Here is a 22,674-nt window from a genome sequence, read left to right as displayed (position 1 = left end):
GCTTAAACTCAACTATTTAAGTTGAGATTTTAAGCGAACTTTTTTGTTAATTACTTAAATAATTAGGTGAAGCCAATTGTTGCTTGATAATTTTGGTTGGAATCACAAATTCAGGTGTTCCCATGTAATAAGGAGCTATTTCGCCTTGCGCAAAAGTGATAATCAATTGGTGTTTGGTGTTGATATAGAAAGTTTGATTAGGCTTGATTTGTTTGAATGGTTGGACATCAGTTGGTTGGTCAGCTGCTTCAGACCAATAAATTTGATTCGGATCAGCTTTCATTTGTTCGTTCATCTGTTGCTTGATTTCCTCGCTGATTACAGAAAGGTAGTCTTCATTTTTAAAAATCAATGGTAAAGAAACCACGACATTCAACTTTTTATCAATCGTATCGTATTGGGTCGTTGTGGCAGAGCTTCCTTGAATCTGAGTCAACGTTCGTTTGACTACTAAGAAACGAGAGTCATCCACAACTTTTTCAAAGTCTCCAGTAACAGAAACACGTGAGCCATCAAAGAATTGTTTTTTGACTTGTTGAAATTCAGCTTGAGCTTCTTTCAAGTATTTTTTGTTTAAAGCAGTAGCAACTTTTGTTGGTGTAGCTGTTTCGATTTTTGGTACGTCAATTGCTATCTCACTAGCTTCTTTTTTTGCTGTTAATGTTTGCAATGTAACCAACTGAACTAACTTATCGAAGCCTGGAAGGACACTAGCAGCTTCACCAACGCCCGGAAATAAGTTGACAGCCAGTATAAATGTCAGGGCGAGCGCTAAGGCACTTTGAGTGGCACGATTTCGGAAACGTCTCCAGGAATATTTTTTCTTTTCTTTATGAAAGAGGTTGGTCACTTGTGTGTGTAAGTCTTCTGGTAATGTTTGTTGACGATATTGCTTGGAAAAATTTCTGATTACGGTTTTTACAAAATCCTTCATGAAAATCTTCTCCTTTGATTATTCTAGTTTGCTTCTTAATTCATTCAAGCTTCGATATAGTTTTGTTTTGATCGTGTTCTCATTCAGCGCTAAAATGACAGAAATCTCTTTGAGGGTAAAGCCTTCAAAAAATTTTAATAAAATAATTTCACGATTAGGGCTGCTGATTTGATTGATGATTTCTTCTATTTCGAGATAACTATGTTGCGAGTCGTTCAAGAAAGACCATGACTGTTCATTTTGATCGAGATATTCGGCTTCGCGTTTGTTTTTTCGCCAAAAATCAATAGAAACAGAAATGAGGATTCGAAAAAACCAAGCATTAAATTCTTCGATTTCATGGAAATTTTTCTTTTGAATAGCTTTCAATGCTTTTTCAAAACTTTCTTGGATAATATCTAGTGCATCTTCCTTTGAATGGGAATAGTTAAAAGCTAGACGATACATTTTTTCATATTGTGTGTCCGCCAGTTCTTCTAACGCTTTTATATATTTTCTTCTCTTCCAACCATCGAAAACCATGTGTCTGGGTCACCCTCCTTTCTCATCTATTTATATAGACGAATTAGATTGCTAAAAAGTTTCATATTTTTTCATTTTATTTAAGCTGAATTGATTCTATGTAACGGGCCAAGCAGCATTAGGACAGAAAGACTTGTTCTTTGATAATAAAAGACAAAAAAATAAACTCGTCAACCAAAAATGAGGTGAGGCGAGTTTATTTTTCGACGATAAATTTTTCTGTTGAAGCAAGAAGTGCTAGCTAAAATCTGCTATCTTAGTCGATAACAAGCACGCCTTCTTTAAGAGAAAATGGATTAGCTTCATTGATGTGGTCATAGAACATAACCCCGTTGATGTGATCAATTTCATGTTGAACAACAATAGCTTCGTAGTTTTTTAAACGAATTTTTTGTTTTTGTCCGTCTGCGTCATAATAAGAAATCGTTACTTTTGCGTGACGAACGACATAACCTGGAACTTCACGATCAACAGATAAGCATCCTTCACCTTCACCAAGACAAGCATCTTGAACAGAGTGGCTTAAAATTTTTGGATTATACATCACTGTACTTAAAGTGGGTTCGGCTACTTCTGGATCTGCACTAGGCACATGAACAGCGATGATCCGTTTTGAAATATCTAATTGTGGTGCAGCTAGACCAACACCTCCACGTAAGTTTAATTCTTCCGCTTTAATAGGATCTTGGCTGTTTTTTAGAAATTCCATCATTTCTTTTCCTAATGCGATGTCTTCCTCACTAAGTGGAAGAGAAACTTCGCTTGCTACTTCACGTAAAGTTGGATTGCCTTCACGAATAATATCATCCATTGTAATCATGGAAAATGACTCCTTTCATCTAAGACTTGAATATGACAAGTCACTTTTCGCACTATAGTGTAACATAAAATAAAAAAAGTAGTAGTTAGATTGTTTGAAAACTATTCTTTCTTAATGATTCTTTACTTGATTTATAGCATCATTTCAGGTAAAGTATAGCTGTGTGTTTAAGCACGCGTCCTGTCACTTGGTTAAGCGAATCACCAACGTTTTACTCAGTCACAGGGAAATATTCGAAAGAGGTGGAAACAATGGCAATTTCAAAAGAACGTAAAAACGAAATCATTAAAGACTATGCACGCCATGAAGGAGATACTGGTTCTCCAGAAGTACAAATCGCTGTATTAACTGAAGAAATCAATCACTTGAATGAACATGCACGTGTTCACAAAAAAGATCACCATTCATACCGTGGCTTGATGAAAAAAGTTGGTCACCGTCGTAACTTGTTAGCTTACTTACGTAAAACTGACGTTCAACGTTACCGCGAATTAATCCAACGTCTAGGTCTACGTCGTTAATTTAATTTAAAGAGAGTGAGGTTCACATGAATCTCACTTTTTTTACTGTGAAACCAAAAGAATCTGTGATTAAGCATGATGGACTCCTACTAACCAAATGAAAGTTGCTAACTCGCCAAAAAGGATTGGCGGTTTTCATTTGTTTAGTAGCGTCTTGCTTTCACGAAATGGAAAAGGAGAAGTTATGTCAGAAAAACAAGTATTTAAAATGACATGGGGAGGCCGTCCCTTAGAAGTAGAAGTCGGTCAATTAGCAAAACAAGCGAATGGAGCTGTTTTAGTTCGTTATGGTGACACTGTAGTATTAAGTGCAGCAGTTTCTTCTAAAGAAGCAAAAGATACAGATTTCTTCCCATTAACAATCAACTATGAAGAAAAAATGTATGCGGCTGGTAAAATCCCTGGTGGTTTCATCAAACGTGAAGGTCGTCCAAGCACAGAAGCAACATTGACTGCACGCTTGATTGATCGCCCAATCCGTCCAATGTTTGCGGAAGGCTTCCGTAATGAAGTTCAAGTGACAAACATCGTAATGAGTGTTGAAACAGATTGTTCACCAGCCATGGCTGCTATGCTAGGTTCATCTTTAGCATTATCAATTTCTGATATTCCTTTTGATGGCCCAATCGCAGGTGTTGAAGTTGGTCGTGTAAATGGCGAGTATGTCTTGAACCCAACTGTTGAACAAGCAGAACAAACGGATATCGAGCTATCTGTTGCAGGAACAAAACAAGCGATTAACATGGTTGAAAGTGGCGCTAAAGAAGTTTCTGAAGAAGATATGCTAGGTGCATTGCTTTTTGGATTTGATGCAATCAAAGAATTAGTTGCTTTCCAAGAAGAAATCGTTCAAGCTGTCGGCAAAGAAAAAATGGAAGTTACTTTATTGCAAGTAGATGCAGATCTTAAAAACGAAATTTTTGCTGCTTCATACGAAACAATGAAAACTGCCGTTATGACGGAAGAAAAACTTGCACGAGAAGACAATATCGAACAAGTAAAAATTGATATTCGTGAAGCATACGCTGAAAAATTTGCCGATCACGAAGATGAAGCACATCTAGCTAAAGAAGTGAAACAAATTACAGAAGATCTAGAAAAAGATGTTGTTCGTGAATTAATCACGATTGACAAAATTCGTCCAGATGGTCGTAAATTAGATGAAATTCGTCCACTTGCTTCAGAAGTTGGCTTATTACCACGTGTCCATGGTTCAGGTTTATTTACTCGTGGACAAACGCAAGCATTATCTGCTTGTACACTTGCGCCGTTAGGAGAACATCAAATCATTGATGGCTTAGGGGTTGAAGTGAGCAAACGATTCATTCATCATTATAATTTCCCACAATTTTCTGTTGGTTCAACTGGTCGCGCAGGCTCACCAGGTCGTCGCGAAATTGGACATGGGGCTTTAGGTGAACGTGCATTGGCACAAGTTATTCCTGCTGAGGAAGACTTCCCTTATACAATTCGTTTAGTAGCAGAAGTTTTAGAATCAAATGGTTCTTCTTCTCAAGCAAGTATCTGTGCAGGTACATTAGCATTGATGGATGCAGGTGTTCCAATTAAAGCGCCTGTTGCTGGTATTGCAATGGGACTTGTTTCTGATGGCGAAAACTACACAATCTTAACTGATATCCAAGGGCTAGAAGATCACCTTGGCGACATGGACTTTAAAGTTGCTGGAACAAAAGACGGAATCACTGCCTTACAAATGGATATCAAAATTCAAGGGATCACTGAACAAATTCTAAAAGAAGCATTGGCTCAAGCAAAACAAGCGCGTATGGAAATCTTAGAAGAATTGACTTCAACGATTGCTGCACCACGTGAAGAGTTAAGCCAATACGCACCGAAAATCGAAATGATTCAAATTGAACCTTCTAAGATCAAAGATGTGATTGGTAAAGGTGGCGACACGATTAACGGAATCATCGAAGAAACAGGTGTTAAAATTGATATTGATCAAGATGGTAAAGTAAGTATTGCTTCCGCTGATTCAGAAATGATCAAAAAAGCCATTAAGATCATCGAAGATCTTACAAAAGAAGTAAAAGTTGGCGAAGTTTACTTAGGTAAAGTTGTCCGAATTGAAAAATTTGGCGCATTCGTTAACTTGATTAAAGGAAAAGATGGCTTGGTTCATATTTCTCAATTAGCAAACGAACGTGTCAACAACGTTGAAGATGTCGTTAAACTTGGTGACGAAGTTCTTGTGAAAGTAACAGAAATCGACAAACAAGGTCGTGTAAACTTATCTAGAAAAGTTTTGTTGAACGACGATGAAGCTTCAAAAGAAACGAAATAAAAACTGATTCATTAAAAGCTGAAAGCGAGACATTATAAATGTTTCTGCTTTCAGCTTTTTTATGTGAGAAAACAGAAATCGCCGGTAGAATTTTTACTGAAAAAAGCTTATCCATTGGTAAGACTAACTAAATAAGCGTAAAATCAAGTATATAAAGACTGAAGGAGGACGCGACATGTTAAGCTTTTTGGGCGCGCTTGTTGTTGGTAGCGTATTAGGAATGATTGCCGGAGCGATTTTGGGAAAAGATGTTCCCGGTGGCTGTACAGGAAATATTGTCGTTGGTGCTCTGGGTAGCTGGTTGGGTGAATTGATTTTAGGTGAATTTGGTCCAGTAATTATAGACGTTTATTTAATTCCAGCTTTGCTTGGCGCAATTTTGTGCTTAGTCATTTATTACTTCATTATTGAGCGGTTATTTCGCAGTTGAATCACTTACTAAAAGTGGTTGACACGCAGGATGTTTCCTAAGATAATGAGAAGAAGTTTAGGAAATAAACGATAAAAAATAATGATTTTAGGTTACTAGCGTAGCAAAGATATCGCTGGTTTGATGCTTTTTATCAGATTCAAGTGATAGTTGTTTTGGCTGTTGCTTGAATCTTTTTTTTATTTTGTTTTCTAAATGCTAATTTGGGGACAGAAATGAGGGAGAAAAGTTGACAACAAAAAAGAATGTCAAAAAATTGTCAGCTGCAGGTCTTTTGGTAGCAATGGGTGTGGTTTACGGTGATATCGGAACTAGTCCATTGTATGTAATGAAGGCAATTGTAGGTGATAACGGGGGACTGCAAGGAATAAATCCTGACTTTGTCATTGGCGCAGTTTCACTAATTTTTTGGACATTGACTTTATTAACAACGATTAAATACGTTGTGATTGCACTAAATGCGGATAACCATGGAGAAGGTGGTATCTTTTCTTTGTATACTTTAGTGAGAAAAGGTGGCAAGTATTTAATTATTCCAGCAATGATAGGTGGAGCGGCATTACTTGCTGACGGTGTCTTAACGCCAGCAGTAACAGTTACAACCGCAATTGAAGGATTAAGAGGTATACCGCTGTTTTTTGAACGGTTTGGAAATGATCAAACAATTATCGTAATCATTACTTTAGTGATCATCTTGACTTTATTTATGGTTCAGCGCTTTGGTTCTGAATTAGTTGGGAAAGCATTTGGCCCAATCATGTTCTTATGGTTTACTTTTTTGGGCGTGATGGGTGTCATGAACTTTAGTCAAGACTGGACAGTTGTGCGTGCAATCAATCCTTATTACGCAATTCAGTTATTACTTAGTCCAGATAATCGGCTAGGTTTATTTATTTTAGGAAATGTTTTCTTGGCAACAACTGGGGCAGAAGCATTGTATTCAGATTTAGGTCATGTTGGTAAACTAAATATTCGTTTGAGCTGGCCATATGTCAAGCTTTGCCTGATGTTGAATTATTTTGGACAAGCAGCTTGGTTAATCAACGTGTATCAAAATCCAGAAATTCAAAAAATTGAAAATCTGAATCCATTTTTCCAAATGATGCCAAATAGTTTAACTGGTTTTGGCGTTGTATTTGCTACAATTGCTGCGGTGATCGCTTCACAAGCATTGATTTCAGGTTCGTTTACGTTAGTCTCTGAAGCAATCAAATTGAAACTATTACCAAGATTGAAAATTATGTACCCCGGAAGCAGTATTGGTCAAATGTACATTCCAGCAGTGAACTTTATGCTATGGCTGGCTTGTTCGATTATCGTGATTACTTTTAGAACATCACATCGTATGGAAGCAGCATATGGGTTATCAATTACGGTTACGATGTTGATGACGACAGCACTACTTTATTTTTATTTGATTCAAAGTGGACATAGTCATTGGTTAGCACATCTTGTAACATTTTTCTTTGGAGCGATTGAGATAGTTTTCTTTTTATCAAGTATTGTGAAATTCTTCCATGGTGGTTTTGTGGCAGTTTTGATTGCGTTACTTATTTTGACTGTCATGTTTATTTGGGAAAGAGGAAATATTATTCGAGAGTCAGTGGCTGAAGATGTTCCACTTCGCGAATATATTCCTCAGTTAGCACAATTGAGAAAAGATACGTCGTTACCTGTTTATCAAACAAACGTCGTCTTTTTGGTACCTAACATGGAAGACGATCAGATTGGGAAACAATTTGTTTATTCGATTTTAGATAAGCGACCAAAGCGTGCGGGTGTCTATTGGTTTGTGCATGTAGAAGTTACGGATGAGCCTTATACTAAAGAGTATCAAATCGAAATGATGGATACTGATTTCATTGTTCAAGTAAAACTGTTCCTTGGTTTTCGTGTAGAGCAGGAAATCAATGTTTATATTCGTCAAATCATTCACGATTTGATGAAGGAAGGCCGATTACCGAAACAACCACAACGTTATTCACTCACACCAGGCAGAGAAGTGGGCGATTTCCAATTTATTTTGATTGATGAAGTTTTGTCGAATGTCACATCATTAAGCAAGTGGGATCGACAAATTATGCAAGCAAAATTAGCTATCAAAAAATACACGACGTCACCAGAAACATGGTTTGGTTTAGAATATAGTGAAGTCAAACATGAAACAGTCCCATTATTTATTGGACATACACGTAAGACTTGGTTGAAAGAACGAAAAGAAAACGAGTAAAAAGGTTGGGACAAAATTTTGTCCCAACCTTTTTTGTTTCTATGCTTCTAAAGTACGCTCTAATTGTTGTTGCTCATCCAATTTTCGTAGCTTTTTGATTGCTTTGAAATAAGAATAAAGTAATACGGCAACAGAACCAATCCATGCTAAAGGTGAAGCTGCAGCAGCACCAGGATAGCCCCACAAAGCTGTTAGAAAAATGGCTGCGAATGAACGCATAATAAGCTCCATAATCCCAGCAATTGTTGGAATCTTACTTTGACCAAGTCCTTGCAACGTGTAGCGTAAAATAAATAAAATGGCTAGTATCCAGTAAAGCGAACCATTAATATTAAAATAAATTTGTGCTAACTCAAACACACGCGTCTCGCTGGCATCGACGAATAGGTGGACAAAAGAGTGACCAAAGATAATAACGACTGCTCCTGCAATGATACTAAAGCCACCACTCATCAGGAGACACTGCTTCACCCCTTTTAATATGCGGCCATATTCTTTGGCACCATAGTTTTGGGCAGTAAATGTCGCCATTGTGATTCCAAAAGACATCATTGGTTGCGTAGCGAATTGATCAATCCGACCTGCTGCGGCTTGAGCGGCAACAACATCTGTCCCTAAACTATTAAGAGCTGATTGTAAAATGATTGCCCCAATAGCGATGATTGATGCTTGAAAGGCCATGGGTAACGAAATATTTAAATGAGTACGAATTTCTTTTTTATCAAAAACAAAATCTTTTTTGCGTAATTGAAGTAACGGAATCTTTCTTTTGATATAAATCAAGCAAAGCAAGCTCGACGCAACTTGAGCAATCACTGTTGCAATCCCAGCACCTTCTACGCCCATGCCGAAGTGAATAATAAAAACTAAATCTAAAATCACATTGATAATCACAGCGATAATCAGGAAAAAGAGGGGTGTACGACTGTCACCCAATGCACGAATGACATTTGATAATAAATTGAAGCTCATGGATGCGAAAAGCCCCATTAAGATGATTGAAATAAATGCTTGGGCTTGATCAATGATTTCTGGAGGAGTTTGCATGAGCTGTAACATCGGACGAATGAATAAGAGACTGAGAACGGTTAAAATGATTGTAACGACGAGACTAATGATGATGCTGGTAGCAAAACTTTTCTTTAGACCACGATAATCTTGGGCACCAAAACGTTGAGCCGTAATAATTGCTAAACCTGCTGTTAACCCTTGAGCAAAACCAATAATCAAAAAAGTTAAGCTTCCGGTTGAACCAACAGCAGCTAAGGCATTCTTTCCTAAAGTTTGACCTACAATGATCATGTCGACCATATTGTAAAATTGTTGGAAAATATTCCCAATCAAGAGGGGAATCGTAAAAATAAAAATTAGTTTCGCTGGATTCCCTTTGGTTAATTCACGCATCTGTACAACTCCTATTCGTAACATATTTAGTTAGTAGTATAGAGTTTTTATCGTGGAAATACTATAAAAAATTCGTGAAAATAAAAAAAGCTAAGGCTTGGAATTTTCTCCAAGTTCTCAGCTTTCTTTTTTCATTAAAACCTAAACTATTTTTAGACTAGTATTGTTTGATTTCGCTAGGTAAAAGAATCGTTTCTCTTGTACCATCATCATAAGCATAAACTTGTGTAGGAAACTGACTAGAATATGCAAAAGGTAAATCAATGTCCATCTCAACAGAACTTCCTGGTTGAGAAAAGTGCATAGTTACTTTTCCATGATTGTTAACAATATCAAAGGCAAGGATATTGTCTAACGGAATAACTCCTTTGAGGTCTAAGTCAATAATAAACCAGATACTGTCGATCAATTCACCGGGCATACTCGATACTACACCGACAGAGGCATAACGATTGCGTTCGCTGTCAAAACTTTCAAACATCTGTTTAACCTCCTTTGTTTCTTCAATCCTTCTATTAAATAGTATAAGACAAATTGAAAAAACTTGCTTTTGTGAGGATTTATTCTAATAAAGATTAGTTAAAAATGCAACAATAAGTAGTCAGTTTGTCTTAAAGGATCTTTTTTTTAATGATTTTTAAAAAAGTAGAGGAGGTCGGACGTGTTACGTCGACCTCCTCCGAAATGTGTGTATTGTTCAAAGTAATCTTCAAAATAAGTCTAAATTTCACAAAAATTTGAGAAGTGATTTCTGGAAATTTATTTTTATTTATTGGAGTTGAACATTTCTTTTATAACCTCATACACGGTGTTCCCCAAACAACTCCTCGAGCTAGCTTGCATTCACTTCAAAATATGAAAAGCTATTTTGAGTGATTACTCACTAGCTTGTCGGAGCTGGCCGTTTGGAGCCACAACCTTTATTCTTCAGTTGAACCAATTACTTCTGGTTCGCTTGCTTCAGCTGGTTCAGCTTCTTCTTCCACTTGTGCTTCGACAACTGCTGCAATTTGTTCTTCTCCATCAGTAATCACTGCGTAGTCTTTGTTTGCAGGAAGGTCAGCAACTGTAATTGAGTCACCGATATTCAAATCAGTTACATCAACTTCGATGCGTTCTGGTAATTTATCTGGTGTAGCTGAAACAATTACTGTATACAAGTTTTGAGCTAATACACCACCAGATTTAACACCAGCAGATTCACCCACAAGAACAACTTCTGTTTCAACTTCGGTATCTTCTGTCATGTTGACAGATAAAAATTCAACGTGTTCAAAATGATTGTTGAATGTATTTGTTTGAACTTTATGAACTAAAGTGTTCACTTTTTTGCCGTCAACGTCCATGGTAATAACTGTGTTAGCACCATTTTCACGCAACATTTTGCTGAAAATTTGTCCATCAAATGAAATAGGGGTACTTTCCATTTGGTAGCCATAAACCACTGCAGGCACCTTTCCTTCGTGACGCAATTGATTTCTTAATGAACGGGGACGTACTGCTCTTTTACTTACTTCTAATGATACTGACATAACCTAAATTCCTCCTTAAAATGTGATTGTCTTAGGTCATAAGACAAGTTTTATTTAAGTGAATTTGCATGGCTAATCTCTTGCACATTATTGGGTTGTGCGTTTGAAAAACGCAAAAAGACAGATGCGTACATCTGTCTAAGGAAAGTTATGATTCAACTTTTCTCCACCAGGTCATTACGCTGTGTATGAGAAATCCGATTCACTTTACCTATTAACCGTAGCGCGAATCAAAAGTTAAGTCAAGGGATAAGGTGTTTGTTCATTTGCAAGCGACTGATTTCAAGTTATAATGCTTTTTAGTAAGAAAGGAACTTGTATGCGATTAGATAAATTGATTGAGAAAGAATTACAAACAACGAGAAAAGAAATGAAACGCTTATTTACGACGAAAAAAGTCAAGGTAGACGGCGTAGTCGAATTTCAAGAAAATCGGAATGTCGATAGTTTATTGCACGAAATTGAAGTAGCGGGCGAGCGATTGCAAACAAATGAAGTGTATTATCTTTTGAATAAACCAAGTGGTGTCGTAACTGCTGTGAAAGATCCAAATAAGGTAACAGTCATCGACTTGATTGCATCGGCAGATCAACAACCGTCACTTTATCCTGTTGGCAGGCTAGATCGAGACACGACAGGATTATTACTGCTGACATCCAATGGTCAACTGGGTTATGAATTACTTTTGCCTGATAAAAAAGTAGAAAAAACATATCAGGTTACGGTAAATGCTAAATTAGGTGCAGAAGATATTCGTGCTTTTGCTTCAGGAATTCGTTTTGCAGATGGAACAAAGTGTCAACCAGCGACATTAACAATTAGTTGTGCTACTTCAAAAGGAAGTCAGGCATTCCTGACGATTCAAGAAGGAAAATTTCACCAAGTGAAGAAAATGTTTTTGGCGCAAGGGAAAAAGGTGAGTGCATTGACCCGAATTTCAATGGGCCCTTTGACGTTAGATGAACAATTAGCACCAGGCGCTTACCGTGCGCTGACATTGACTGAGCTACGACAACTGAGCAATTATTTTAAATGAGAGAGGAAGGCAATCAAATGAAATATACCACTTTATTATTTGATGTAGATGATACTTTATTGGATTTTCAAAAAACAGAAGAACGTGCGCTCAATGAATTATTCGCTGAACAAGGCATTACGCTTACGCCAGAAGTAAAAACGAGTTATAAAGCATTGAACCATCATCTATGGCAAGAATTTGAAAAGGGAAACATGACGAGAGAAGAAGTAACAGGAAATCGTTTTGGCTTGTTGTTCCAACAATTTGGTCAAACGGTGGATGGTCCTCAAATGGAAGCAAGATATCGTCATTATTTGAATCAAGGTCATGATTTAGTAGCAGGCAGTCGAGAGCTGATTCATTCTTTGGCACCAAAAGCGGATCTTTATATTGTAACGAATGGCGTCTCACAAACGCAGTATCAACGTTTAACGGATGCTGAATTATTGCCTTATTTCAAAAAAATTTTTGTTTCTGAAGATGTAGGCGCACAAAAACCGATGAAAGAATTTTTTGATTATGTGTTTGATCGAATTCCAGAGTTGGATCGAGAAAAAACTGTCATTATTGGTGATTCACTAACCTCAGATATCCAAGGAGGTAATCAAGCTGGGATTGATACGATTTGGTTCAATAAAAATCAATTACCAGAAAGCGAGAAGATCACACCGACTTACCGAATTGATTCGTTAGCTGAAATTTATACTATTTTAGAGAATGGAAATGAATAATTTTCAGAAAAATCGTAGCATTTTCATATTTTTCCGCTATAATAGATAGGAATGAAAAATAGGATATGAAAGAGGTTTTAGTTAATGACAAAAAGCAAGCCAATTATCATTGGTGTGACGGGCGGATCAGGAAGTGGCAAAACGAGCGTCAGTCGTGCGATTTTTAGTAATTTCCCAGACCACTCGATCATGATGCTTGAACAAGATTCGTATTATAAAGATCAAAGTCATCTTAGTTTTGAAGAACGATTGAACACGAACTATGATCACCCATTTGCTTTTGATAACGACTTACTAATTGAGCATGTCGAAAAATTATTGAATTATGAAGCCATTGAAAAACCCGTGTACGACTACGTAGAACATACTAGAAGTCAAGTAACGATTGTTGAAGAGCCAAAAGAAGTCATTATTCTTGAAGGAATTTTGATTTTGGAAGATGAACGTTTACGTGAGTTGATGGATATAAAATTGTATGTTGATACGGATGATGACATTCGCATTATTCGCCGCATCAAACGAGACATGGAAGAACGAGGCCGCACGTTGGATTCTGTTATTGAACAATATTTAACGGTAGTGAAACCGATGTATCATCAATTCATTGAACCTACTAAACGGTATGCGGATATTATTGTTCCAGAAGGTGGCGAAAACCACGTAGCAATTGATTTAATCAATACAAAAGTAGCTAGCTTCTTAAACCATAATTAAGTAAGACTTTTTAATACACAGCAGTTGACTGAATCAACATTTCCGGTTGGGTTTTGACTAGAAGATTCAGCAGCTGCTTTTTTCTGTGGAACTTTTTTCTAAAAACGTAGGTATAGGAAAAAACAAAATTTAAAAGAGATGGAGACCTGCTATGGAAAATTATCGATCAACGATTCGGCGAATCTTTCAAATTTTACCTATAATTGGTTTTAGCTTATTTTTCATACTTGCCATCTATGCGTATCGCCATGGAATTTTTCAATCAACGGATTCGTTGCAAGTATTTATTCAACAATTTGGTCAATATGCGGTATTGATTTTTATTTTGTTACAGATTATCCAAGTAATCATTCCCATTTTGCCTGGTGGTATTTCATCTGTTGTAGGGATGCTGATGTTTGGCACTGGGTGGGGCTTAGTTTATAGCTACATTGGATTAGTAATCGGTGAAGCACTTGGCTTTTTACTTGTGCGTTACTACGGCGTAAGCTTCGTTCAATTGATTTTATCACCAAAAAAATATCAAAAATTTAATCAATTATTGACTGCACATACCCAAAACATCCGCCGTTTTTTGATTTGGACGTTGATTTTACCTTTTGCACCAGACGATCTCGTTTGCTTAGTAGCCGGCTTAACAAAAATGTCTTTTCGTGAATACATGCGAATTATTTTGATTTTAAAGCCGTGGTCAGTGGGAATATATGGACTTATGATGCTTTATTTATTTAGAAAAGCACAAGGTTTGTAGCATTTGTTTTTTCATGGAATAATAGCAACAACCTGTACGGAAAGGAAGTTAGTCAATGTTAGAAAAAAAGCGTGTGACAACAGAAGAAGAGCTTGATCAGCTTTTACCAATCATTCATGATGTTTGGCAAGAAGCGTTTGTGCCAATTATTGGTCAAGCACAAGTGGACTACATGCTAGCCACTTATCAATCAAAAGAACAAATTCAAAAAGAATTAGGCAATGATGTGTATTATTTTTTATTAATAAAAGATGATCAACCTGTTGGATACACAGCCTATGAAAAATTTGAGTCTAGCATTTACTTAAGCAAATTATATTTATTGGCGAGTGTGCGTGGTCAAGGGCTAACTTCAGCCGTTTTCGATTGGTACGAAGAACTTGCCAAAAAAGAAAAAGTCTCCGAAATTTTTTTGCGTGTGAATCAAGATAACCTCCATGCAATAGATGTTTATAAGCACCAAGGCTTTCAGTTGGAGGAAGAATTAATCTCAGATATTGGCGAAGGTTTTCAAATGGTTGACTATAAAATGAAAAAAGAACTCGCATGACAGTGTAACTTGTGATAAAGTAGTCACATGCGACGGGTCGAGAAGGTCTCTGGTTTACAGAGTACCTAATTGATTTTGGAGGCACGCGATGATTTTCATCACCTACCGGATGTAGGCAGTGTCGGGTAAGACTTTTGTGGAGAAGGGCTTATCTACTTGATTATTCAAGTACCAGTTGAGGCACGACATTTTGTCGTGCCTCTTTTTTTTTAATCAAGATTATTTTGGGTGTGATCAGAGGTTGATAAGATTGGTTTGTCCACTCTTTAATGATAAACTTGAACTAACTAAAGGTCGACAAACTTGTCATTGACCATTCGAGGAGTTTTGATTATGTTAGACAGACTGAAACAATTTGGTCGTAATTTTACTGAGACAACCCCGTTTATTTTGAGTAATACGGTGATTTTTATTCCGTATCTTTTATTTTTGAGTTTGAATAACGGTTACAATTGGGCAACCGTTTTGCCATTTACTTTGTTTTATACGTTCCGAATGACTGGTTTGTTTTTGATTCGAGGAATTCATGCTGGTTTAGATAGTTACACTTTGCTGATGATCTCACTTTTGGTTGGAGGTGCAGGTTCACTGCTTGGCTTGTTCGGGTTATTGTCGTTCCCTTTGTTTTATCTTTCGGCGATTTGCCTAGGGCTTAGTGCTGCTTGGCTCGTTCCCGCAAATGTCACTGTTAACTTCCATGAAAAACAACAGGGATTCATCAATATTAAAGGCAAAAAATATATTTATGCGTTAATTATGCTGGCACTTCTTTATGAAGCTGTTCGCTTACCAATGCCTTTACAATTAGCAGCAACACTAGGTTTTTATACGTTGCTTTACGTGATGGCTTATCACACAGTCAAACATTACCCACGTTATGAGTTAGATTTTAAAGACGTGCAAAGAAATTTGATTGAAAAAAAGGAATTAATTTTATTTTTTGGCTTTTTTATTTCTCTTTTTTTGTTGCGAACTGCGCGACTATTGATGGATACGGTATTATTTGATGTTGCTCTTTTCAGTATCTTATTGTTGTATATTTTGATTACGTTCTACTTAAGCCGAAAGAAGCAGACATGGGTATTACCTAGTTGGCTGAATTTATTGACGTTTTTAGATGGAATGCTTGGCAATTTTTTATTTTTATTTGGCACTTTTTATCTAGGAATCATTGCTGGCTTTAATCAATTAGCTACGACGCTCTATTTTCCATATATCGTTGGGCTGATTTTGGCAAAGATAGTCGGACCAGTTGTAACAAAAAAATTACCTGAAGGTCATTCGATTGCTAGTTATTGCTTAGGACTACTTGTTTCATTTGGCGTATTATTTAGCCCCAATGCTTTCTCAATTGGCATCCTTTTACTGAGTTTGGTACATACGTTACTTGGTAGTCACTTAAATCAATTGTATGAGCAGTTGGAAGAAATTTCGCCAGATCAACGTTTAATCGTGAAGTATACGACGCAAAATAAAGGGAGTTTGACCCATCAATTTTTCTTGATGGGTGTCCTACTTTTCTTAACGAAACAGTTGGGGCAGCCTATTCGTTTCTTACTACGAATGACAGGTACCATGAGGCAATCTGCTGAAAGTATTCAACTAGTAGAGCAGGCAAAGTGGTTTAACCTAAGTGTGCTGATTCTGCTGACAGTTATTGTTTATTATTTATGGAAGGAAGCGAAAAAGAATGCGACTATTCATTGATGGAGATGGTTCACCAGTCAAAGATGATGCGATTCAAGTAGCACGAGCTTTTAATCTAGAAGTCGTAATTGTAACGAGCGTGGATCACTATACGACGAAAGAATATCCGGAAAATGTGCGCTTTGTTTATGTTGATCGTGGTGCAGACAGTGCAGATTATAAAATTGTTGGCTTAATCCATGCAGGGGACTTTTTAGTGACACAAGATTATGGATTGGCTTCTCTAGTATTAGCTAAAGGTGTTCGTGTATTTCACCAAACAGGTAAAGAGTTTGATGAAACAAATATAGATACTTTATTAGAACAACGTTATCACAGTAGCAAATTAAGGAAGGCGGGTCTGCGAACAAAAGGACCAAAACCATTTACGCAAAAAGAACATGAAGATTTTTTGTCCGCGTTAACTAATGCAATGAAAGAGCTACGCAAATAAAAATTTCTTTTTTGTACGATTTTTTTTAATGTTAATTGAATAAAATAAAAAAGATCAAGTTGAAAGATTACTTGGTCTTTTTCTTTTGCTTTAAGCAAGGAAGAAAAGAAAAAATTTTTTCAAAGGAGTTTACCGTGAAAAAAAGTTGTGAATGATTTTTGTCGCACTTTTTTACAAATAAGTTGGTCGATTATTTTCATTTTGTGCTAAAATATGGAGGTAAATCACTGAATGATTTGAAAATACAGGAGGACAATCTTTTGAAGATTACTTTACTATATGGTGGACGTAGTGCAGAACACGACGTATCTATTCTTTCGGCGTTTTCTGTTTTAAATGCCATTTATTACGCATATTATCAAGTTCAACTCGTTTTTATTAGCAAAGATGGACAGTGGGTCAAGGGCCCATTATTAACAGAAAAACCTGATAACAAAGAATTATTACATTTGACATGGGATCCAAGTGGAAAAGTAACAGAAGGATTCACTGGGAAAGTCATTAACCCAGGTGAAATCAAAGAAGAAGGAACAATCGTTTTTCCAGTCCTTCATGGTCCGAATGGAGAAGATGGAACGATTCAAGGATTTTTGGAAACGTTAAATCTGCCTTATGTTGGTGCAGGCGTACTGACAAGTGCTTGTGCAATGGATAAAATTATGACGAAGTACATTTTACAGGCTGCGGGTGTTCCACAAGTTCCTTATGTACCCGTATTAAAAAATCAATGGAAAGAAAATCCGAAAAAGATTTTTGATCAATGTGAAGGTTCCCTGTTGTATCCAATGTTTGTTAAACCAGCAAATATGGGTTCAAGTGTTGGAATTACAAAGGCTGAAAATCGTGAAGAGCTTCAAAATGCGTTGGAAACAGCTTATCAATTTGATTCTCGTGCAATCGTCGAACAAGGAATTGAAGCGTGTGAAATTGAAGTAGCTGTTTTAGGTAATGAAGATGTGCGAACAACTTTACCTGGAGAAATCGTGAAAGATGTTGCTTTTTATGACTATGATGCAAAATACATTGATAATAAAATAGAAATGAAAATTCCTGCTGAAGTACCTGAAGAAGTACATCAAAAAGCACAGGAATATGCAAAATTGGCTTACACAATGCTTGGTGGAAGTGGCTTAAGCCGTTGTGACTTCTTCTTGACAAGTAAAAATGAGTTGTTCTTAAACGAATTAAACTCAATGCCGGGATTCACTGAATTCAGTATGTATCCTTTATTATGGGAAAACATGGGATTAAAATATGGTGACTTAATTGAAGAACTGATTCAATTAGGAATGAACCGCTATGAACAAAGACAAGGCTTTTTTGAAGCACACGAATAAAAAAGAAGGGGTGTGACAATGATTGTCGCAACCCCTTTTTATGAATAGACAGGCATTTCAGAAAGGAGTAACTGTTTTTTTTTCTGGAGTGACCTCTTCTGAGGAGAGAAAATACATGAAGGTAACAAGTCAAGAAATTGCAGAGGCACTTTCAAGTCATTGCGAGAAGAGCGTTGAAATCACAAATGTTGAATTTGATAGTCGAAAAGTCACTGAAGGTAGTTTGTTCGTACCACTTGCGGGTGCGCGTGATGGCCATGAGTTTATTCAACAAGCCATTGAAAATGGAGCAACAGCCACTTTCTGGAGTTGGGACATGGCTCAAGCACCTACAGAAATTTCAGTGATTCCAGTCGAAGACACATTGAAGGCAATGCAGGCACTTTCAAAATATTATTTAGCAAAAGTTGGCGCAGAAGTAATTGCAGTTACAGGAAGTAACGGAAAAACAACAACGAAAGATTTGACCGCTTCCGTTTTAGCACAACGATATCGGACGTATAAAACGCAAGGAAACTATAACAACAATATTGGTTTACCGTACACTATTTTGCATATGCCGGAAGAAACAGAAAAATTGGTCTTAGAAATGGGAATGGATCATGCTAATGAGATCACGGAGTTATCTCAAATGGCACAGCCAAAAGTTGCTGCAATCACTATGATTGGAGAAGCCCATATTGAAAATCTTGGTTCTCGTGAAGGGATTGCAAAAGCAAAAATGGAAATCGTTGATGGTTTGTCGAAGAAAGGTCTATTGATCATTCCAGCGAATGAGCCATTATTGAAACCACTAAGTCAGAATTTGTCACAAGAAGTAACAACATTTGGGCTTGCTGAGGGTGACGTGCGAGGCGAGGTAACAAGGGAAGAAAAAACAGCTACGACATTTACAGTTGCAGGCGAATCATTCACGATACCTTTACCAGGAAGTTACAATGTAACGAATGCGTTGATTGCTTATACCGTTGGTCGCTTCTTTGGTTTATCCATTGAAGAAATTCGTCAAGGCTTTGCGACAGTTGCAATAACGCAAAATCGAACGGAATGGTTAACAGCTGGAAATGGAGCAGCGATTTTGAGCGATGTTTATAATGCAAATCCAACAGCGATGGGATTAGTCTTAGAAACTTTCCAAAAATTACCAACGAATGGTCGCCGTTTTGCGGTTCTTGCTGACATGTTAGAACTTGGTCCGGACTCTCCAACAATGCATGCCCAAATGAGTGAGCATATCGATCCTGATAAATTCGCGGGAATCTTTTTATATGGTAGTCAAATGGAAAATTTACGTGATGCCCTACAAGTAAGTGGTGAACTACCTGTTTTTTATTTTGAAAAGGATAAGCAAGCTTTAATTCAAGAAATTGAAACACAATTGGAAGCAGAAGACAGTATTGTTTTAAAAGGAAGTAATGGAATGGGCTTGTATGAAGTAGTTGAAAGATTACAAAAGCTCAACTAAATTTAGTAATAGCAAGGGTACGAGAAATCGTACTCTTTTTTGTTTAAAATTTTATTGTTTTTCAATATGTACATATTGTTTTACGATATAGAGAACGTTATACTATTTTTATCTTAAAGGTAGGGGAGATTGTATTTATGAAACCAAAAACAACTTTTTTAAAATTTATTTTAGCAGGTTTAGTGGCATTTATTCTGTTTCTCAGCTTTTTACTAACCATGGGACTACTGTTTTCAATCAATGAGCATTCCGTGTTTCCAGAGCAAGTACTTGCCAGCATCTCACTTTATTTGTCAGCGATTGCTTCCCTTTTAATCATTTATTACATGTATCGAATGTTAGTTTTAGTGGATAATGATCGTGCATTCTCGGCGATGAGCTTGATTTACGTTCGGGCAATTTTTCGTTTAACAATCATGGAATTTATCGTACTTATAGGGACTGTACCTTTTGTTTATTATATTGCAGACAATGATGATGCACCAGGCGTGATGATTATTGGCTTGGGTATGTTGATTATTCCACTAGCAGTAGCGACCTTCGTTTCGATTATCGAAAAGCTTCTTAAAAATGCAATTGAGTTGAAGTTAGATTATGAGTTGACTATTTAACCAACAGAGAATGAGTATTCGATTTCTTAACCAGACTGAAGAGGTGAACAAAAATGATAAAAGTGAATCTTGATATTATGTTAGTCAAACGTAATATGAGTGTTACAGAATTGGCTGAGCGTGTCGGAATCACCCAAGCAAACATGTCCATTTTAAAAACAGGTAAAGCAAAAGCAATTCGATTTTCGACACTTGAAAAAATTTGTCAGGTATTGTCATGCCAACCTGCTGACTTATTGGAATATGTTGACGAAACATCGTAGAGATATTGCATGCCAATAAAAAAGCTTCTAGAAAATTCTAGAAGCCTGAGAGATAACCAAATTGGTTCAACAAAAAGATAACTAGCGCAGCTAAATTACCTAGAAAAGATAGAATAATCAGTGCAAAAGGAATCGTCCAAATCGTGTACCAGCCGCCATCATAACTTGGGCGAGAACGTCTACCTTTGTAACTAAGCAAAGGAATTAATGTTAAGCCAAAAAGAATTAATTGGAAAAAAATCGCTAAAGACAATGAATAAGTATGGTTCGTAATAGCAGAGTAATTGAAAAATGTACCAATACCTGTCAAAAGTGCGAGAACTAGCATAAATTAGATCTCCTTTCAGTTTTTTATGAATTATAACAAAAAAAGAAGTAAAGAAGTTTATTTCTCTTGTAGCAGAACTAGTTTTGTAAAAAGATTGTTCTTGCTTGAAATAAAAACTGGAAACTTGCAGAAAACAAGTTACTATGGTAGAATAACCTATTGCCGAAAGATGAAGATAAATTGGACTGACTTTGAATGTCGTTACATCCGGAGATCAGATGTCATAACAATGATAAAGCTGAACGTGACCCGTTTGGCTTTTCTAATGCCTAACTAAACTTCGCAAAGTGATTTTTCGGTGGTGTCACAGCGGCTCTGCGCATAAATAGTTATAGTGGCCACTGTCAAAAAGAGAACGACTTCACTTTGACCGAACAAATCGACGGGGTAGCAAAAAGAAGCTACATCCTCAGTTAACAACCACATAGGAGGATTCATTTGAAATTTAAAGAATTAGAATTATCACCAGAATTATTGAAATCAGTTGAACGTGCTGGTTTTGAAGAAGCAACACCGATCCAATCAGAAACAATTCCTTTAGCATTAGCTGGGAAAGACGTTATTGGTCAAGCACAAACAGGTACTGGTAAAACAGCTGCTTTTGGGCTACCAATGTTAGAAAAAATCGACCCTCAACGCCATGAATTACAAGGTTTAGTTATTTCACCAACACGTGAGTTAGCTATCCAAACACAAGAAGAACTTTATCGTTTAGGTCGCGATAAAAAAATTCGTGTACAAGCTGTTTACGGCGGAGCAGATATCGGTCGTCAAATCCGTGGCTTAAAAGATCGTCCACATATCGTTGTTGGGACACCGGGACGTATGTTAGATCACATTAACCGTCACACATTAAAATTAGGAACTGTTCAAACATTAGTTTTAGATGAAGCAGATGAAATGTTGAACATGGGCTTCTTGGAAGATATTGAAAAAATTATTTCAACTGTTCCAGAAGAACGCCAAACATTATTATTCTCTGCAACAATGCCACCAGCAATCAAAAACATTGGTGTCAAATTCATGAAAAATCCAACACACGTAAAAATCAAAGCAAAAGAAATGACAGCTGATTTGATTGATCAATATTATGTACGTGCAAAAGAATATGAAAAATTTGATATCATGACTCGTTTATTCGATGTTCAAAAACCTGAATTGACGATTGTATTTGGTCGCACAAAACGCCGTGTAGATGAATTAGCTCGTGGATTAGAAGCACGTGGCTATCGCGCAGAAGGAATTCACGGTGATTTATCACAACAAAAACGTATGAGCGTTTTACGTTCATTCAAGAGCGGTCATTTAGATATTTTAGTTGCAACCGATGTAGCTGCCCGTGGATTAGATATCTCTGGTGTGACACATGTTTACAACTACGATATCCCTCAAGATCCAGAAAGCTACGTTCACCGTATTGGACGTACAGGTCGTGCAGGTAAAGGCGGAATGTCAGTTACTTTTGTTACACCAAACGAAATGGGTTACTTACACGTAATTGAAAACTTAACGAAAAAACGTATGACTGCTTTGCGTCCACCAACCGAAAAAGAAGCATTTAAAGGCCAACTAGGCGCTGCTTTTGAAGAAGTTGAAGCAAAACTTGAAGAAAACGGTTTGGACAAATACTTGTCACCAGCAGATAAATTGTTGGAAAAATATTCAGCACAAGATTTGGCTGCACTATTATTAAAAACTGTTGCAAAAGATCCTTCAGATGCAATTCCAGTGAAAATCACACCAGAACGTCCATTACCATCTCAGAAAAAAGGGTTCAATAAAAATGGTAAACGTGGTGGCGGCAATAATCGTAATCGTCGAGGCGAAGGCGGAAATTACCGTGGAAATAAATCTAAAGGCGGATATAACAAAAACAACGGAAATCATAAAGACGGCGGTCGTCGTCAAAACGATAAAAAACGTGGATTTGTAATTCGCTCAAATAACGATTAAAAAACAAATGAAAGCTTCTCTTATTTTAAGAGGAGCTTTCATTTTTGTTATATATAGACTTAATTGTGGTAAATTGGCAGGAATTTGGTAGAATGAGATTGTTCGAAATTTG

23 protein-coding genes are annotated in these 22,674 nt (G+C 36.9%); 16 read left to right on the top strand and 7 right to left on the bottom strand.

The window, feature by feature from the left end:
* Positions 1–46: 46 nt before the first annotated feature.
* The 3 genes from rsiV to def all read right to left on the bottom strand — a co-directional run bounded on the left by rsiV (position 47) and on the right by def (position 2,276).
* Entirely contained in the window at positions 47–934 is an 888-nt protein-coding gene (rsiV, locus tag RV17_RS05630; RefSeq protein ID WP_071868730.1) for an anti-sigma-V factor RsiV, read from the bottom strand.
* A gap of 18 nt (positions 935–952) precedes the next feature.
* Positions 953–1,456 (bottom strand): RNA polymerase sigma factor, encoded by a 504-nt coding sequence (locus RV17_RS05625; RefSeq protein WP_067483404.1) that lies wholly within the window; start codon positions 1,454–1,456, stop codon positions 953–955.
* Between the two features lie 256 nt (positions 1,457–1,712).
* Complete coding sequence (gene def / locus RV17_RS05620; RefSeq protein ID WP_067483402.1) at positions 1,713–2,276, bottom strand: peptide deformylase; 564 nt, start codon at positions 2,274–2,276, stop codon at positions 1,713–1,715.
* Between the two features lie 251 nt (positions 2,277–2,527).
* On the opposite strand from def, the gene rpsO reads away from it, so the two are divergent.
* The 4 genes from rpsO (at position 2,528) to RV17_RS05600 (ending at position 7,765) form a co-directional block, all read left to right on the top strand.
* Entirely contained in the window at positions 2,528–2,797 is a 270-nt protein-coding gene (gene rpsO / locus RV17_RS05615; RefSeq protein WP_010734375.1) for a 30S ribosomal protein S15, read from the top strand.
* Positions 2,798–2,981: 184 nt separating this feature from the next.
* Entirely contained in the window at positions 2,982–5,105 is a 2,124-nt protein-coding gene (pnp, locus tag RV17_RS05610) for a polyribonucleotide nucleotidyltransferase (RefSeq protein ID WP_067483400.1), read from the top strand.
* Between the two features lie 175 nt (positions 5,106–5,280).
* Positions 5,281–5,535, top strand: coding sequence for a GlsB/YeaQ/YmgE family stress response membrane protein (locus RV17_RS05605; RefSeq protein WP_067483398.1), 255 nt, complete (start codon positions 5,281–5,283; stop codon positions 5,533–5,535).
* Positions 5,536–5,818: 283 nt separating this feature from the next.
* On the top strand, positions 5,819–7,765 hold the full coding sequence (locus tag RV17_RS05600) for a KUP/HAK/KT family potassium transporter (RefSeq protein WP_086271069.1): 1,947 nt from the start codon (positions 5,819–5,821) through the stop codon (positions 7,763–7,765).
* A 39-nt stretch (positions 7,766–7,804) separates the two neighbouring features.
* Here the strand turns inward: RV17_RS05600 and RV17_RS05595 are convergent, their stop codons facing one another.
* From RV17_RS05595 to RV17_RS05585, 3 genes are all read right to left on the bottom strand, one after another.
* Positions 7,805–9,169, bottom strand: coding sequence for an MATE family efflux transporter (locus RV17_RS05595; RefSeq protein WP_071868729.1), 1,365 nt, complete (start codon positions 9,167–9,169; stop codon positions 7,805–7,807).
* A 157-nt stretch (positions 9,170–9,326) separates the two neighbouring features.
* Positions 9,327–9,650: a DUF960 domain-containing protein gene (locus tag RV17_RS05590; RefSeq protein ID WP_067483392.1), complete on the bottom strand. Its 324-nt coding sequence runs from the start codon at positions 9,648–9,650 to the stop codon at positions 9,327–9,329.
* A gap of 439 nt (positions 9,651–10,089) precedes the next feature.
* On the bottom strand, positions 10,090–10,701 hold the full coding sequence (locus RV17_RS05585) for a 50S ribosomal protein L25/general stress protein Ctc (RefSeq protein ID WP_067483390.1): 612 nt from the start codon (positions 10,699–10,701) through the stop codon (positions 10,090–10,092).
* A 319-nt stretch (positions 10,702–11,020) separates the two neighbouring features.
* Between RV17_RS05585 and RV17_RS05580 the strand changes: the two genes are divergently transcribed.
* From RV17_RS05580 to RV17_RS05530, 11 genes are all read left to right on the top strand, one after another.
* Positions 11,021–11,737 (top strand): 16S rRNA pseudouridine(516) synthase, encoded by a 717-nt coding sequence (locus tag RV17_RS05580; RefSeq protein WP_067483388.1) that lies wholly within the window; start codon positions 11,021–11,023, stop codon positions 11,735–11,737.
* A 17-nt stretch (positions 11,738–11,754) separates the two neighbouring features.
* The gene (locus RV17_RS05575) at positions 11,755–12,450 is read left to right on the top strand and encodes a YjjG family noncanonical pyrimidine nucleotidase (RefSeq protein ID WP_067483386.1); all 696 of its coding nucleotides are present in this window, start codon (positions 11,755–11,757) and stop codon (positions 12,448–12,450) included.
* 84 nt (positions 12,451–12,534) lie between these two features.
* Entirely contained in the window at positions 12,535–13,164 is a 630-nt protein-coding gene (gene udk / locus RV17_RS05570; RefSeq protein ID WP_067483384.1) for a uridine kinase, read from the top strand.
* A 151-nt stretch (positions 13,165–13,315) separates the two neighbouring features.
* Entirely contained in the window at positions 13,316–13,915 is a 600-nt protein-coding gene (locus RV17_RS05565; RefSeq protein ID WP_071868728.1) for a TVP38/TMEM64 family protein, read from the top strand.
* Between the two features lie 55 nt (positions 13,916–13,970).
* On the top strand, positions 13,971–14,465 hold the full coding sequence (locus RV17_RS05560) for a GNAT family N-acetyltransferase (RefSeq protein WP_071868727.1): 495 nt from the start codon (positions 13,971–13,973) through the stop codon (positions 14,463–14,465).
* A 333-nt stretch (positions 14,466–14,798) separates the two neighbouring features.
* Positions 14,799–16,172, top strand: a complete 1,374-nt coding sequence (locus tag RV17_RS05555) for a hypothetical protein (protein ID WP_071868726.1) — start codon at positions 14,799–14,801, stop codon at positions 16,170–16,172.
* The gene (locus RV17_RS05550; RefSeq protein ID WP_067483376.1) at positions 16,156–16,605 is read left to right on the top strand and encodes a YaiI/YqxD family protein; all 450 of its coding nucleotides are present in this window, start codon (positions 16,156–16,158) and stop codon (positions 16,603–16,605) included. The genes RV17_RS05555 and RV17_RS05550 overlap by 17 nt, the downstream gene beginning before the upstream one ends.
* Positions 16,606–16,865: 260 nt before the next feature.
* Positions 16,866–17,942, top strand: a complete 1,077-nt coding sequence (locus tag RV17_RS05545; RefSeq protein ID WP_071868725.1) for a D-alanine--D-alanine ligase — start codon at positions 16,866–16,868, stop codon at positions 17,940–17,942.
* A gap of 115 nt (positions 17,943–18,057) precedes the next feature.
* Positions 18,058–19,407, top strand: coding sequence for a UDP-N-acetylmuramoyl-tripeptide--D-alanyl-D-alanine ligase (locus RV17_RS05540; protein WP_071868724.1), 1,350 nt, complete (start codon positions 18,058–18,060; stop codon positions 19,405–19,407).
* Positions 19,408–19,544: 137 nt separating this feature from the next.
* Positions 19,545–20,018, top strand: a complete 474-nt coding sequence (locus tag RV17_RS05535) for a DUF2975 domain-containing protein (protein ID WP_071868723.1) — start codon at positions 19,545–19,547, stop codon at positions 20,016–20,018.
* Between the two features lie 53 nt (positions 20,019–20,071).
* Positions 20,072–20,281: a helix-turn-helix domain-containing protein gene (locus RV17_RS05530; RefSeq protein WP_067483366.1), complete on the top strand. Its 210-nt coding sequence runs from the start codon at positions 20,072–20,074 to the stop codon at positions 20,279–20,281.
* Between the two features lie 37 nt (positions 20,282–20,318).
* Here the strand turns inward: RV17_RS05530 and RV17_RS05525 are convergent, their stop codons facing one another.
* Entirely contained in the window at positions 20,319–20,609 is a 291-nt protein-coding gene (locus RV17_RS05525; protein ID WP_071868722.1) for a hypothetical protein, read from the bottom strand.
* Between the two features lie 438 nt (positions 20,610–21,047).
* On the opposite strand from RV17_RS05525, the gene cshA reads away from it, so the two are divergent.
* Positions 21,048–22,562 carry a degradosome RNA helicase CshA gene (gene cshA / locus RV17_RS05520; RefSeq protein ID WP_067483362.1) on the top strand — a complete coding sequence of 505 codons (1,515 nt, stop codon included), beginning with the start codon at positions 21,048–21,050 and terminating at the stop codon, positions 22,560–22,562.
* Positions 22,563–22,674 lie beyond the last annotated feature (112 nt).

The sequence above is a fragment of the Enterococcus thailandicus genome, assembly GCF_001886265.1.
Lineage (GTDB): Bacteria > Bacillota > Bacilli > Lactobacillales > Enterococcaceae > Enterococcus_B > Enterococcus_B thailandicus.
Note: the sequence above shows the minus strand (reverse complement) of the source record. Positions and strands in the feature narration are given on the sequence as shown.

Bases quoted from the DNA above. Each gene is read 5' to 3' on its own strand.
- rsiV (WP_071868730.1), bottom strand. From the start codon at position 934: ATGAAGGATTTTGTAAAAACCGTAATCAGAAATTTTTCCAAGCAATAT.
- RV17_RS05625 (WP_067483404.1), bottom strand. From the start codon at position 1,456: ATGGTTTTCGATGGTTGGAAGAGAAGAAAATATATAAAAGCGTTAGAA.
- def (WP_067483402.1), bottom strand. From the start codon at position 2,276: ATGATTACAATGGATGATATTATTCGTGAAGGCAATCCAACTTTACGT.
- rpsO (WP_010734375.1), top strand. From the start codon at position 2,528: ATGGCAATTTCAAAAGAACGTAAAAACGAAATCATTAAAGACTATGCA.
- pnp (WP_067483400.1), top strand. From the start codon at position 2,982: ATGTCAGAAAAACAAGTATTTAAAATGACATGGGGAGGCCGTCCCTTA.
- RV17_RS05605 (WP_067483398.1), top strand. From the start codon at position 5,281: ATGTTAAGCTTTTTGGGCGCGCTTGTTGTTGGTAGCGTATTAGGAATG.
- RV17_RS05600 (WP_086271069.1), top strand. From the start codon at position 5,819: ATGGGTGTGGTTTACGGTGATATCGGAACTAGTCCATTGTATGTAATG.
- RV17_RS05595 (WP_071868729.1), bottom strand. From the start codon at position 9,169: ATGCGTGAATTAACCAAAGGGAATCCAGCGAAACTAATTTTTATTTTT.
- RV17_RS05590 (WP_067483392.1), bottom strand. From the start codon at position 9,650: ATGTTTGAAAGTTTTGACAGCGAACGCAATCGTTATGCCTCTGTCGGT.
- RV17_RS05585 (WP_067483390.1), bottom strand. From the start codon at position 10,701: ATGTCAGTATCATTAGAAGTAAGTAAAAGAGCAGTACGTCCCCGTTCA.
- RV17_RS05580 (WP_067483388.1), top strand. From the start codon at position 11,021: ATGCGATTAGATAAATTGATTGAGAAAGAATTACAAACAACGAGAAAA.
- RV17_RS05575 (WP_067483386.1), top strand. From the start codon at position 11,755: ATGAAATATACCACTTTATTATTTGATGTAGATGATACTTTATTGGAT.
- udk (WP_067483384.1), top strand. From the start codon at position 12,535: ATGACAAAAAGCAAGCCAATTATCATTGGTGTGACGGGCGGATCAGGA.
- RV17_RS05565 (WP_071868728.1), top strand. From the start codon at position 13,316: ATGGAAAATTATCGATCAACGATTCGGCGAATCTTTCAAATTTTACCT.
- RV17_RS05560 (WP_071868727.1), top strand. From the start codon at position 13,971: ATGTTAGAAAAAAAGCGTGTGACAACAGAAGAAGAGCTTGATCAGCTT.
- RV17_RS05555 (WP_071868726.1), top strand. From the start codon at position 14,799: ATGTTAGACAGACTGAAACAATTTGGTCGTAATTTTACTGAGACAACC.
- RV17_RS05550 (WP_067483376.1), top strand. From the start codon at position 16,156: ATGCGACTATTCATTGATGGAGATGGTTCACCAGTCAAAGATGATGCG.
- RV17_RS05540 (WP_071868724.1), top strand. From the start codon at position 18,058: ATGAAGGTAACAAGTCAAGAAATTGCAGAGGCACTTTCAAGTCATTGC.
- RV17_RS05535 (WP_071868723.1), top strand. From the start codon at position 19,545: ATGAAACCAAAAACAACTTTTTTAAAATTTATTTTAGCAGGTTTAGTG.
- RV17_RS05530 (WP_067483366.1), top strand. From the start codon at position 20,072: ATGATAAAAGTGAATCTTGATATTATGTTAGTCAAACGTAATATGAGT.
- RV17_RS05525 (WP_071868722.1), bottom strand. From the start codon at position 20,609: ATGCTAGTTCTCGCACTTTTGACAGGTATTGGTACATTTTTCAATTAC.